General features: G+C 76.9%; 12 protein-coding genes. 5 read left to right on the plus strand and 7 right to left on the minus strand.

The genetic code is table 11. The features are described 5' to 3' along the window. Entirely contained in the window at positions 1 to 1,293 is a 1,293-nt protein-coding gene (locus OG509_RS40720) for a GTP-binding protein (RefSeq protein WP_331742014.1), read from the plus strand. Here OG509_RS40720 and OG509_RS40725 read toward each other — a convergent pair. The 5 genes from OG509_RS40725 to OG509_RS40745 form a co-directional block, all read right to left on the minus strand. After that, complete coding sequence (locus OG509_RS40725; protein ID WP_331742017.1) at positions 1,274 to 2,089, minus strand: alpha/beta fold hydrolase; 816 nt, start codon at positions 2,087 to 2,089, stop codon at positions 1,274 to 1,276. The two genes, OG509_RS40720 and OG509_RS40725, sit on opposite strands and share 20 nt — an antisense overlap. Beyond that, a complete protein-coding gene (locus tag OG509_RS40730) occupies positions 2,086 to 2,460 on the minus strand; it encodes a VOC family protein (protein ID WP_331742020.1) in 375 nt (124 codons plus the stop codon). The genes OG509_RS40725 and OG509_RS40730 overlap by 4 nt, the downstream gene beginning before the upstream one ends. A gap of 61 nt (positions 2,461 to 2,521) precedes the next feature. Further along, positions 2,522 to 2,902 carry a response regulator transcription factor gene (locus OG509_RS40735; RefSeq protein WP_406187934.1) on the minus strand — a complete coding sequence of 127 codons (381 nt, stop codon included), beginning with the start codon at positions 2,900 to 2,902 and terminating at the stop codon, positions 2,522 to 2,524. 221 nt (positions 2,903 to 3,123) lie between these two features. Then, positions 3,124 to 5,265, minus strand: coding sequence for a hypothetical protein (locus OG509_RS40740; protein WP_406187894.1), 2,142 nt, complete (start codon positions 5,263 to 5,265; stop codon positions 3,124 to 3,126). Then, positions 5,262 to 5,498: an MbtH family NRPS accessory protein gene (locus tag OG509_RS40745; protein WP_053694625.1), complete on the minus strand. Its 237-nt coding sequence runs from the start codon at positions 5,496 to 5,498 to the stop codon at positions 5,262 to 5,264. The genes OG509_RS40740 and OG509_RS40745 overlap by 4 nt, the downstream gene beginning before the upstream one ends. Before the next feature lie 337 nt (positions 5,499 to 5,835). On the opposite strand from OG509_RS40745, the gene OG509_RS40750 reads away from it, so the two are divergent. From OG509_RS40750 to OG509_RS40765, 4 genes are all read left to right on the plus strand, one after another. Then, positions 5,836 to 9,015: a BTAD domain-containing putative transcriptional regulator gene (locus OG509_RS40750; RefSeq protein ID WP_331742033.1), complete on the plus strand. Its 3,180-nt coding sequence runs from the start codon at positions 5,836 to 5,838 to the stop codon at positions 9,013 to 9,015. 70 nt (positions 9,016 to 9,085) lie between these two features. Continuing rightward, positions 9,086 to 9,346, plus strand: a complete 261-nt coding sequence (locus OG509_RS40755) for a hypothetical protein (protein ID WP_406187895.1) — start codon at positions 9,086 to 9,088, stop codon at positions 9,344 to 9,346. Beyond that, entirely contained in the window at positions 9,343 to 10,569 is a 1,227-nt protein-coding gene (locus tag OG509_RS40760; RefSeq protein WP_331742039.1) for an enoyl-[acyl-carrier-protein] reductase FabV, read from the plus strand. Before OG509_RS40755 ends, OG509_RS40760 begins: the two co-directional genes overlap by 4 nt. A 71-nt stretch (positions 10,570 to 10,640) precedes the next feature. Next, complete coding sequence (locus tag OG509_RS40765; protein ID WP_331742041.1) at positions 10,641 to 11,066, plus strand: hypothetical protein; 426 nt, start codon at positions 10,641 to 10,643, stop codon at positions 11,064 to 11,066. A 9-nt stretch (positions 11,067 to 11,075) separates the two neighbouring features. Here the strand turns inward: OG509_RS40765 and OG509_RS40770 are convergent, their stop codons facing one another. Then, positions 11,076 to 11,486 (minus strand): carboxymuconolactone decarboxylase family protein, encoded by a 411-nt coding sequence (locus OG509_RS40770; protein WP_331742043.1) that lies wholly within the window; start codon positions 11,484 to 11,486, stop codon positions 11,076 to 11,078. Continuing rightward, entirely contained in the window at positions 11,483 to 12,151 is a 669-nt protein-coding gene (locus OG509_RS40775) for a class II aldolase/adducin family protein (protein WP_331742045.1), read from the minus strand. Before OG509_RS40775 ends, OG509_RS40770 begins: the two co-directional genes overlap by 4 nt. Between the last annotated feature and the right edge of the window lie 61 nt (positions 12,152 to 12,212).

Here is a 12,212-nt window from a genome sequence, read left to right on the forward strand (position 1 = left end):
ATGACCTCCACCACCGAGCAGTTCACCGACGCTTCGACGACGACGCTGCTGCGCTTCGCCACCGCGGGCTCCGTGGACGACGGCAAGTCCACCCTGGTCGGGCGGCTGCTCTACGACTCCAAGTCGGTCCTCGCCGACCAGCTGGAGGCGGTGGAGCAGGCCTCCCGCGGCCGCGGCCAGGACGCCCCCGACCTCGCGCTGCTGACCGACGGCCTGCGCGCCGAGCGCGAGCAGGGCATCACCATCGACGTCGCGTACCGCTACTTCGCCACCGCCCGGCGCCGGTTCATCCTCGCCGACACCCCCGGCCACGTGCAGTACACCCGCAACATGGTCACCGGCGCCTCCACCGCCGACCTCGCCGTGGTCCTCGTCGACGCCCGCAACGGCGTCATCGAGCAGACCCGCCGGCACACGGCGGTCGCGGCCCTGCTGCGGGTCCCGCACCTGGTGCTCGCGGTGAACAAGATGGACCTGGTCGGCTACGACGAGTCCGTCTTCGCCGCCATCGCCGCGGAGTTCGCCGACTACGCCCGCGGGCTCGGCGTCCCCGAGGTCACCGCCATCCCGGTCTCCGCGCTGGCCGGGGACAACGTGGTCGAGCCCTCCCCGCACATGGACTGGTACGGCGGCCCGACCATCCTGGAGCACCTGGAGACGGTCCCCGTGGACCACGACCCGCAGGGGGCGCCGGCCCGGCTCCCGGTGCAGTACGTGATCCGCCCGCAGAGCGCCGAGCACCGCGACTACCGCGGCTACGCGGGCCAGATCGCCTCCGGCGTGCTGCGCGTCGGAGCCCCGGTGACCGTCCTGCCGTCCCGGCTCACCACCACCATCGAGGCCATCGACACGCTCGGCGGCCCCGCCGAGGCGGCGTGGGCCCCGCAGTCGGTGACGGTGCGGCTGGCGGACGACATCGACGTCTCCCGTGGGGACATGATCGCCCCGGCCGACTGCGCCCCGCCGGTGACCCGCGACCTCGCGGCCACCGTCTGCCACGTCGCGGACCGGCCGCTGCGGGTGGGCGACCGGGTACTGGTCAAACACACCACCCGTACGGTCAAGGCGGTCGTGAAGGCGATCCCGTCCCGGCTGGCCCTGGACGACCCGGCCCGCCGTACGGCCGTCGAGGAGCTGCGGGCCAACGACATCGGCCAGGTCGTGATCCGCACGGCCGAGCCGCTCGCCCTCGACGCGTACGCGCGCTCCCGCCGTACCGGGTCGTTCCTGCTGATCGACCCGGACGACGGGACCACGCTGACGGCCTGCATGGCTACGGAGCCGGCCTGCTGACGCCGCTGACCCCCGCGCCGAGGGCCCCCGCCACCAGGGCCACCAGCTGTTCCTCGCGCCCCTGGAGGTAGAAGTGGCCCCCGGGGAACACCCGGGTGCCGAACTCCGCCGTGGTCAGCTCCCCCCAGGTCGCCAGCTCCCCGGGCGGGCAGCCCGAGTCCCGGTCGCCGCCGAACGCGGTGACCGGGACACCGGTGCGTGCGGGCTCGCGGACCGGCACGTAGTCGGTCAGCAGCCGGAAGTCGGCGCGCAGCGACGGCAGGAGCAGCTCCCGCAGCTCGGGTATCTCGTACACCTCGGGCTCGGCGCCGCCCTGCCGGCGGGTGTACGCGACCAGCGAGTCGTCGTCCAGCGCGGGCAGCTTCTCGCGGTCGCGGTGCGGAGCGGCCGTCCCCGAGACGAACAGGTGCACGGGGGCGGCGTGCGGGGCGTACCGGGCGAGCCGGATGGTGGTCTCGTACGCCACGAGCGCGCCCATGCTGTGGCCGAAGACGACGGTGGGCAGTACGGGCAGTGCGGCGAGGGCCGCGGCGGCTGCGCCGGCGCTCTCCTCCATCGTCTCGCTGCACGGCTCGGCCAGCCGGTCCTGGCGGCCGGGGTACTGCACGGCGAGCAGTTCGACCGCGGCCGGGAGGTGGCGGGCCCAGCCCTGGTAGGCGCTCGCGCCGCCGCCGGCGTGCGGCAGGCAGACGATGCGGGCGCGGGCGGGCCGCGGAGCCGGGGCCTCGGGGACGGTGAGGCGCTTGAGCCAGCGCGATCCGTCGGCGCCGCCGGTCGAAGTGGCGTGCGCCGTCACCCGAGTTCCCCGCGCTCCACGCAGAACTCGTTGCCCTCGGGGTCCGCGAGGGTGACCCAGCCGCTGCCGTCGGGGCGGGTCCGGTCGGCGACCAGGCGGGCGCCGAGCGCCTGTACCCGGGCCACCTCCTCCTCGCGGGTGCGGCCGTGCGGCTTGAGGTCGAGGTGGATGCGGTTCTTGGCCGCCTTGCCCTCGGGGACCCGTACGAACAGCAGGGTGGGGCCGCCCTCCGGGTCCTCGATGACCGCCTCGGGGTCGCCCGGCTTGTCGTCGTCGGCCAGCGGGCGGCCCAGCAGGCCGCTCCAGAACAGGCCGAGGTCGTACGGGTCGCCGGTGCAGTCGAAGGTGATCGTGCGGATGCTGGGGTACATCGTGGTTCTCCGTGGGCAGTTGGGGGTGGGACCGGCCGGCCGGCCGATCACCCGGATGGTCTCAGGATGCCCCGGCGAGGGACTTGGCGCGGGCCCTTGGGCGGGCGACCACGGTATTGCGGCCGATCATGTTGGCGATCTCCGCGCGTGAGGAGACCTCCAGCTTGGCGAAGATCCGGCCCAGGTGGGTCTCCACCGTCTTGTGGCTGACCCCGAGGGTGCGGGCGATCTGCCGGTTGGTGCAGCCCTGGCTGACCAGTTGGGAGATCTCGTACTCGCGCTGGCTGAGCATGTACGCCTCCTCGGCGGGGGCGGCGGCCACGGCGGCCTCGGCGGTGGCGGCGGCGACCTCCCGGCCGAGCCGGGCCGCCGAGCAGGCGGTGGCCGTGTACGCGGCGGCGGTCAGGTGGCGGTCGGCCTGTTCCGGCTCGCCGAGCCGCATCCGGGCCCGGGCCAGGGCCACGCGGGCCCAGCCCTCGTCGGCGGCGTGCCCGCAGGCGGCGGCCGCGGAGAGGGCCTCCTCGGCCGGGACGAGCGCCTCGGCGGGGCCGTCGGCGAGGGCCGCCGCCAGCAGCAGCGCCTGGACGCGGAGCCCCGCGAGGCCGGTCCGCGCGGCGAGTTCGCGGGCCTGGTCCGCGGCGGTCTTCGCGGCGTCGACGCGGCCTACCGCGAGCCGGGCCCCGCACAGGGTCTCGGCGAGCGCGAGCCGCTCGGCGGCGGGCAGGGGCGCGGAGTGCGGGTCGGCCAGTTCGGCGCCCGCGAGGGTCTCCAGGGCGCCGAGGGCGTCCCCGGCGGCGAGTTCGGCGGCGGCCAGCACCAGCCGGGAGCGGTGCCACCAGGCCCCGTCGGCGGCGGCCAGCGTGCAGGCGGCCCGGGCCACCGCGACGGCAGTCTCGGGGGTGTGGACCTCCAGGGCGACCTGGGCGCGCACGCACAGCGCCAGCGCGCGCGGCTCCTGACCGCCCGCCAGTTCGGAGCAGCGTACGGCTTCTTCGGCGCGGGCGGCGGCCTGCGGGAAGCGGCCCTGGCGCAGCAGCAGGGCGGCCAGGCCGGCGGCGAGCGCGGTGGCGGCCGGCCACTGGCCGGTGGAGCGGGCGGTGTCGAGGCCGCGGGTGAAGTGCCGTACGGCGGGGCCGTACTGCTCCAGTTCGGTCTCCAGGCGGGCCAGGCAGTCCAGGGCGCCGAGGCGCGGGGCGAGGGCGCGGTCGGTGAGGGTGTCGGCGATCCGGGCCGCGGCGCGGGCGTCGCGCAGGGCGGCGGAGGCCTCCCCCGCGGCCAGGTGCAGGGTGCCGCGGACGGCGAGGGCGTGGGCGTGGAGGGCCTCGTCGGCGGCGTGCGCGGCGGTGGCCCGTACGGCCTCCTCGGCCCAGGCGGCGGCCTGCGCGGGGCGGTCGGCGCCGGCCGTGGCCGCGAGGGCGGTCCACAGGGCGGCGGCGCGGCGCGGGTCGCCGCCGCCGGGGGCGCGGCGAGCTCGGCGAGCGCGGCGTGGCGGATCTCGCGGGCCTGCGGGAGGTCCCCGGCCAGTTCGGCGAGGCGGGCGCGCGGTTCGGCGGCGTCCGCTCCTCCGAGGGCGTGCTCGCTCCCGTCGAGGAGCTCCTCGCGGGTGGCGAGGGCGGCGCGGGCCAGGTCGCTGCGGCCGCTGCGGACGGCGGCGGTGGCCGCGGCGGCGAGCAGCTCGCGGCGGCGGGCCCGGTGCGCGGGGGCGGCGGGCAGCAGCCGGGCGGCGGCGGTGTACCAGGCGGCGGCGGTGGCGGGGGCCGAGGCGAGCACCTCGTCGGCCGCGGCGACGAGTTCGGTCGCACCGGGCTCGTCCCCGGGCCGGCAGGCCTGCTCGGCGTGGCGGGCGCGGCGGACTGCCGGGCGGCCGTGGTTCCGGTGGTGCGTACGGGCGCGGCGGTGCGCGCCGAGCCGCCAGCCGCCGGGCACGGCGGTGTGCACGAGCCGGGCCAGCAGGGGGTGGCGGAACTCGACGTGGCCGGGGACGGCGCCGCTGCGCAGCACGTCCGCGGCGAGGAGCTCGTCGACGGCGGCGAGGACGGCGGCGCGGTCGAGTTCGGCGACCTCGGCGAGGGCGTCGGGCTCGGCGGGCTCGCCGAGCACGGCGGCGGCGTGCGCGACCAGGCGGGCGTGCGGGCCGAGCGCGGCCACCTCGGCGAGCAGCGGGGCCGCGGCGCGGGCGGCGAAGGGGCGTACTCCGGGGGCGTCCCCGGGGGCCTCGCCGGGGCAGGCGCCGGGGCCTTCGCAGGAGGCGGCGAGCAGGGCGAGCAGGCGGGGGTTGCCGCCGCCGTCCTGGTGCAGGGTGGCCCGGTGGCGGGCGCACAGCCCGGCCCCGGCGAACTCCTCGGCGCCGGCCCGGTCCAGCGGGACGAGGTCGAGGTGCTCGGCATGCCGGCCGGGGTGCGCCGCGGTCAGCGCGGCGAGCAGAGCGGGCGGGCACTGCCGCGGCCGGTAGCCGAGTACGAGCAGCACGCCGTCGCGCGGCGTCTCCAGCAACCCGGTCAGCGCCTCCCGGGCGGCCTCGCCGCACCGGTGCACGTCGTCGACGATGACGACGGCGGGCGCGGCGGTCAGGGCCGGCAGGGCCGAGAGGGCCTGTGGGAGGGCCTCCGGGTTCGTGCTGCACACGTGGGCGCCCGCCCGGGCGGCCCACGCGGCGATCTCGGCGAGGAGCCGCGTGGTGCCCAGGCCCGGATCCCCCGCGATACCGACGAGGGCCGGGCCGTCGCCGAGGGCGGCGAACCGCCGGCGGACGGCCGCGAGCTCCTCCCCACGGCCGATCAGCGGGCGTATCGAGCCTGTGGTCACCGAGGCCCCGCTCCGGCGGCGGCCCCGGCGTCCTGCGCCATGGCCTGACGCAGGCTGAGCGGCCGCATGTCCGTCCAGACCTCGTCCACGTGGGCCACGCATGCCTCCTTCGACCCGCTGAACCCGGTGGCGCGCCAGCCCGCCGGGATCTCGCGGATCTGCGGCCAGATCGAGTACTGCTCCTCGTCGTTGATCACGACGTCGTACCGGCCCTCGTCGTCGTCCTGGAACACGGTCCAACCTCCGGTGATTTGCGGTGCGGAATGTCAGGTCAGCCTTGTTCAGCGGAGCTCGCCGCCACAACGGACGTCCGATGGAGGGTGGCGAACCCTCCCATCGGAGAACCCGATCGGGCCCGGTCAGGGCCGCTGCCCGGACCGATCGGCGCATCCCCTCGCCGCGGCCGACCGGCGCGGCCATCGGCACGGGCATCGACACGGGCATCGACACGGCCGATCCCACGCATCGCCAACGCCGCACCGTGACCCCTGGCAGGGCCCGCCCGGCGGCCCATAGCCTGCCCGCGGCCGCCCCCGGACCAACGGGCCGCCGGGAATGGGGGATTCGCAGATGAACATCGGCCTTCTGGGTCCGCTGGAGCTCACACAGGACGGCGCACCGCGCCCCCTCGGCGGACCCCGCCAACAGATCGTCCTCGCGGCGCTGGCCCTGCACGCGAACCAGGTCGCCCCGCAGGAACTGCTCGTCGACGCCATCTGGGGCGAGTCCCCGCCGGAGACGGCGCGGACCCAGGTCCAGTCGGCGGTCTCCGCGCTGCGCAAGGCGTGCGCCCGGGCCGGGCGCCCCGACGCGATCGAGACGACCGCGGCCGGCTACCGGCTGCGGGTGGCGGACGAGGAGCTGGACGCGCACCGGTTCGCCCGGCTGCTCGCGCGGGCCCGCTGGTACGCGGCCGCCGGCGACCGGGCCGAGGCGGCGCGGCACCTGCGCGAGGCGCTCGCCCTGTGGCGGGGCCCGGCCCTGCTGGGCCTGGACAGCGATCCGGTGCGCCGGGGCGCGACCCTGCTCGACGAGCAGCGGCTGACGGCCCTGGAGGAACTGGCCCGCCTGGACCTGGCGCTGGGCCGGCACGCCGAGATGACGGGCGAGCTGTTCGCGCTGGCGGCGGCCGAGCCGCTGCGCGAGGGGCTGCACGCGAGCCTGATGCTGGCGCTGTACCGGTCGGGCCGGCAGGCGGAGGCCCTGGAGGTGTACCGCAGGCTGCGTGCCGTGTTCGCCGCGGAGCTGGGCATCGAGCCGGGCCGCGCCCTCCAGGACCTGGAGGCGGCCGTCCTGAACCGGGACCCCTCCCTGGACGCGGCCGCCCCGGTCGGCCCGTCGGGGGGCGGGGCCGTGGCGCAGCCCGCACCGGCTTCGGCCGCAGGCCCCGTACGACCCGAACAACTCCCGTCCGACCTGCCCGACTTCACGGGCCGTGGGGAGTACCTGGCCGGGCTCACGGAGTTCCTCGGGGGCGCGGACAGGGTCTCGGGCGGTACGGGTGAGCCCGTTCGCATCGCCGGGATCTGCGGCAAGGACGGCGTCGGCAAGTCGAGCCTGGCCGTGCACGCGGCGCACCGGCTGCGCGAGCGGTTCCCCGACGGGCGCCTGTACGCCGCGCTGGCCGACGGGGACGGGGGCGGCGGCGGGGGCGACGCCGGCGGCGACGCGCTCGCCGGGGTGCTGGCCGGGTTCCTGCGCGCCCTCGGCGTGCCCGCGCACGCGGTCCCCGAGGGCCGCGGCGAGCGCCAGGCCCTGTACCGCAGCCTGCTGGCGGGGCGGCAGGTGCTGATCGTGCTGGACGACGTGGCCGACGAGGCCGCGGTCCGCGAACTCCTGCCGGGCGACGCCCGTTCGGCGGTGCTCGTCACGGGCCGCTACCCGCTGACCGGCCTGCCCGGCATCCGGCAGATCCGCCTCGACGTCCTCGACGAGGCGCACTCGGTGGAGCTGCTCACCCGGATCGCGGGCGCCGAGCGGATCGCGGGCCAGCTCCCGGCGGCCCTGGAGCTGGCCGAGTTCTGCGGCGGGCTGCCGCTGGCGCTGCGGGTGGTGGGGGCGCGGCTGGCCTGCCGGCCGCACTGGACGCTCGACCGGCTCGTACGGCGCTTCCGCGACGAGGCGGGCCGGCTCGACGAGTTCTCGTACTGCGGGATGGAGCTGCGCTCGCACATCACGCTGGCCTACCGGGCGCTGGATCCGGAGCCGGCCCGGCTGCTGCGGCTGCTGACGCTGCTGGACGCGGCCGAGTTCCCGGGCTGGGCGGCGGCCGCGCTGCTCGGCACGGATCCGGCCGGGGCCGAGGACGCGGTGGAGGAGCTGGTCCACTCCCAGCTGCTGGACCTCGTACCCGGCGGCGACGGGGACGGGGACGGTGGTGGCACCGGTACCGGCACGGGGTCCTGCACCACGGCCCGCTACCGCTTCCACGGCCTGATCCGCGTCTTCGCCCGCGAGCAGCTGCTGGCGGCGGAGAGCGCGCAGGAGTCGGCGGACGCGGTGCGCCGGGTGCTGGAGACCTGGCTGTCGCTGGCCGCGCAGGCCCACCGGCAGGAGCACGGCGGGGACTTCCTCGTACTGCACGGCGGCGCCCCGTCAGCGCCGTACTCCCTGCCCGCCGCCGCGGCGGACGAGGTCCTGGCCGCGCCCGGCCGGTGGTGGGAGCGGGAGCACGACGCGCTGGTGGCGGCGGTGCGCCGGGCCGCCGGTTGCGGCCTGCACGAGGTGGCGTGGGAGCTGGCGGTCGCCTGCGCGGGGCACTTCGAGATCCGCGCGCACACCGAGGACTGGCGCGAGTGCGGCGAACTCGCCCTGGCCGCCTGCGAGGAGGCCGGGGACGCGCGGGGCGCGGCCGCGGCGCGTACGAGTCTGGCCGCGCTGCACCTGTTCCGGCACCGGGCCGCGGAGGCGGGGCCGCTGCTGGCCGCGGCCGCGGAGGTCTTCCGCGTACGGAACGACCGGCACGGGTCGGCCCTCGTACGGTGGCTCTGCGCGCGCGCGGACGCCGTACGGGGCGACCACGCGGCGGCGGCCGAGGGCCACGCAGCGGCCGCGGTGCTGCTGCGGGAGGCCGGGGACCGGGCGGGCGAGGCGCTCGCGCTGGCCGGGGAGGCCGCCGCCCGGCTGGAGCAGGAGCGGCCCGAGGAGGCGCGGGAGCTGCTGACCCGGGCGCTGGGCCTGAGCCGGGAGACGGGCTCGCCGCGGGCCGAGGCGGAGACGGTGCGCGGGCTGGGCGCCCTGTACCTGCACACCGGGGAGGGCGAGCTCGCCGCCCAGGCCTTCAACTGGGCGCTGCGGATGGACCGGGCGGCCCGCAACCGCACCGGCGAGGCGCACACGCTGCTGGGCCTGGGCCTGGTGCACCTGCGCGCGGGCCGCGCCGAGGCCGCCGAGGGGGCGCTGCTCCAGGCCCTGGCGCTGGCCCGGCGCACCGGCGACCGGGCGGCGGAGGGACGGATCTCACTCGCCCTGGGCCGGGCGGCCCTGGAGGACGGGGCCCCCGAGGCGGCGGTGGCCCATCTGGCGGCGGCGCGGGAGGTGTTCGGCGCCCTGGGCGGCTCCCGGGTCTGGCAGGGCCGCGCGGCCAGCGCCCTCTTCGACGCGTACGCGGCCGCCGGCGACCCGTCGGCGGCCCTGGCCGAGGCCTCCGCGGCCGAAGAGCTGCTGTCCCCCGACCCCACCCCGGCCGCGGCCCGCCTCCGCTCCGAACTCGCGGGCAAGCAACTCCTGGTACGGGGCTCCGCGGGCTGAGGAGGGCTTCCCCACGCTGGTCGGCACCCACATCCTGCCCTCGGGCCTGATCAAGAGTGAGGCGGTGTCAATGCCGAACAGCACAACGACCGACCGCATTCTGCGTGACACCTTGTCACGAGCTGCTGACGGAGCCATCGATACGATCACTGATGACGGCCGTCCGGAGCTCGGCACCGCCGGCCCGGCCCCGGCCGAGCTGGTGACCGACCTCGCGGAGCGGCTGTCCGTCGTCATCCCGGACGAGGAGACCGGTCGCCTCCACACGGTCGCGGACCTGCGCGCTCTCCTCGCCCGTCCCTCGGCCCCCAGCGGAACGGACGCATCGTGAGCCCTCGCCAGATCGAGCCCAAGCAGCGCGGATTCCTCATCGTCAACTCCCACCCCGAAGGGGCCGCACAGACCGTACGCCGGACATGGGCGGCGATCCCGGCCCGCACCGACGGCCGCAAGCCGGTCGCGCTCATCCTGGGACACTCCGCCGGCTACGGGCTCGCCACCCTCCTGGCCGGACTGCGCCGGCACGGCATCCGCGGCATCGGCGTCGCCTACGAGGCCGCCGACACCGGGCGCCGCACGGCGACAGCGGGCTGGTACCGCACCGCGGCCGCCGCCCGACTCGCCGCCGAGGACGGCCACGACATCCGCTTCGTGAACACCGACGCCTTCTCCACGGACGCCAAGACGCAGGTCATGGACCTGCTGGAGCAGCACTACGGACCGGTCGACCACCTCATCTACAGCCTCGCCGCACCCCGCCGCACCGACCCCGCCACCGGCACCGTCCACCACTCGGTGATCAAACCCCTCGGCGCCGCCTACGAGGCACCCGCACTCGACTTCTCCGGCACCGACCCGAAGGTCACCCGGGCCCGGATCGAACCCGGAACCGAGGACGAGACGCGAGCGACGGTCGCGGTGATGGGCGGGGACGACTGGGCCCTGTGGGTGCGCGCCCTGGCCGCCCGCCGGCTCCTCGCGGACAGGTTCACCACCGCAGCCCTCACGTACGTCGGGTCAGAGGTGACCGCGCCCGTCTACCGGCAGGGAACCATCGGCGCGGCCAAGGAGCACCTGGAGCAGACCGCCCACGACCTGAACAGCTCGGCCGTACTCAAGGAACACGACGGCCGCGCCTTCACGGTCGTGGCCGGCGCCGCCGTCACCCAGGCATCCAGCGCGATCCCCTCCATCGCGCTCTACACCGCTTTCCTGCGCACCGTTCTCGGCGAGCAGGGCTTCCGGACCACGGCCGAGCAGGCCGTGGACCTGTGGGACCAGTTGGAGGGCCGCACCCCGCTGCGCCTCGATGCGGCAGGACGGATCCGGCTGGACGGCTGGGAACTCGACGACCAGGTCCAAGACCGCGTACGCGACCTGTGGGCGGATCCCGAGCGCGGCCTCGAAGCGGCCCGGGCCGGCGCGGAGTGGTTCATGAGCCAGGTCCGGGAACTCTACGGCTGGGGCGTCGAAGGCGTGGCCTACGGCCGGCCGGTCGAGACCGACGTCGCCTGGCCGGCGGCCGGCGGACAGGGGGCAGCGGTCGGCGGATAGCGGGTGGGTAGTGGGCGGCGGCACGCTGCGGGGAACGGGGCAGGCGGCCCCGCTCGCAGGAAGGCGTCCGCATGCCCCGTACCGTCCCGCCGGTCCTCCCGCACGAGGCCGCCCTCTCGTACGAGGCCGCCGCCCAGGTCTGCGCGACGGCGGCCCGGACCCTGCTCGTGCCGCGCGTCAGCTCCGCGACCGTGCTGGGAACGGGCCCGGCCGTGGCGGCCCACCTCGCGGCGCTGGTGCGCGAGGTGCCCGGCCTCGGCAACATCACGGTGCACCCGGGCCCGGCCCGCTGGCCGCACCCCGAGGCCGCGGCCCTGGCGGCCGCGCAGGGCACGGTCCTGGCCACGGCCACCTCCCGCGACCGGGCGCTGCTGGGCGCGGACCTGGTCGTCCTGACCGGCCCCGCGCTCCCGGTGGACCGTACCCTCCTGTCCCCTTCGGCGGTCGTCGTCCAGGCCCCTCCGGCCTCGCCCTTGGGGCGGCCGACGCCCCTTTGACGACGCGCCCTAGAGCGGCTCGGCGGCTTCGGCGTGGGCGAGTTCGACGATGGTCTCGATGCCGAGTGCGTACGCCGGGACCCCCGCGGTGAGGAGCGCGGTCTCGGCGACGCCGATGAGGTCGGCGACGTCGGCTCCGGCGTGCAGTGCTCCCCGGGCGTGGATCCGCGCCGGGTCGGCCCGGCCGAGGGCCAGCAGCTGCCCGAAGTGGACGAGCTGCTGTACGCGCCCGCCGAGCGCGTTGTCCGTGAGGACGATGTGCCGCAGCTCGCCGACCGCCTCCTCCGTGTGGAGCCGGCCGTGGGCCAGGGCCAGGTCCAGACGGGCCTCCACTCCGGCCGGGACGGCGCCGAGCGTGGCGCGGTGGCGGTCGCGTACGGCCTCGGCCCGCCGGGCGAGGTCCTCGTCCGCCGCCGTCACGACGCCACCCGCGCGATCGCGGCCCGTACGGTCTCCAGCGCGCCCTCGGGGAAGTCCACGGCCCCGCCGATCGCCGCCGCGGCGAGCTCCGCCTCGGCGCTCTCCTCGATGGCCACCACGAGGTGCGCGGTGTCCGCGGGGTCCGGGCCGAACACCAGGAGGCCGTGGTTGGCCAGCAGGACCGCGGCGGTCGTGGGGCTGTGCGTCAGCGCGTCGACAACGCCCCGTACCGATACGTCCGACCCGCGCGGCCCCCACGGCACCACCGGCACGTCCTCGGCCTGGCCGAACCGCAGCATGGGCTCGGTGCGGCAGGGCAGCGGCCGGTGGGCCACGGCGAAGGCCGTCGCGGAGGGCGAGTGGGTGTGGATGACCGCGCCGACCTGCGGGCGGGCGCGGTAGACGGCGCTGTGCATGGCGATGATCTCCATGCTGACGGAGCGCAGTTCCCCTTCGAGGACCTGCCCGTCGAGGCTCACGGTCGCCAGGTCCTCGGGCCGCAGACCGCGGACGAAGCCGGGCGTCAGCATGAAGCGGTCGGCGTCGAGCCGGACGCTCAGGTTGGCGTGGCCGGAATGCGACATCACCCCCGCCTCGAAGAGCCTCCGGGAGGCCTCCACGAGCTGATGGGCCTCGTCCGGTATCCGGCGTACGTCCGTGGTCATGTCTTCGTCTCCCAACGCTGTGGCCGGCGGCCGCTGTTGTGCGGCCGTCCCGTACGCGGCC

This window comes from Streptomyces sp. NBC_01006 (assembly GCF_045162725.1).
Lineage (GTDB): Bacteria > Actinomycetota > Actinomycetes > Streptomycetales > Streptomycetaceae > Streptomyces.

What these genes read in the sequence shown, in the direction of transcription:
- OG509_RS40720 (WP_331742014.1), top strand. Translation starts at nt 1, where the DNA reads ATGACCTCCACCACCGAGCAGTTCACCGACGCTTCGACGACGACGCTG.
- OG509_RS40755 (WP_406187895.1), top strand. Translation starts at nt 9,086, where the DNA reads ATGCCGAACAGCACAACGACCGACCGCATTCTGCGTGACACCTTGTCA.
- OG509_RS40735 (WP_406187934.1), bottom strand. Translation starts at nt 2,902, where the DNA reads ATGCGGCTCGGCGAGCCGGAACAGGCCGACCGCCACCTGACCGCCGCC.
- OG509_RS40750 (WP_331742033.1), top strand. Translation starts at nt 5,836, where the DNA reads ATGAACATCGGCCTTCTGGGTCCGCTGGAGCTCACACAGGACGGCGCA.
- OG509_RS40730 (WP_331742020.1), bottom strand. Translation starts at nt 2,460, where the DNA reads ATGTACCCCAGCATCCGCACGATCACCTTCGACTGCACCGGCGACCCG.
- OG509_RS40775 (WP_331742045.1), bottom strand. Translation starts at nt 12,151, where the DNA reads ATGACCACGGACGTACGCCGGATACCGGACGAGGCCCATCAGCTCGTG.
- OG509_RS40765 (WP_331742041.1), top strand. Translation starts at nt 10,641, where the DNA reads ATGCCCCGTACCGTCCCGCCGGTCCTCCCGCACGAGGCCGCCCTCTCG.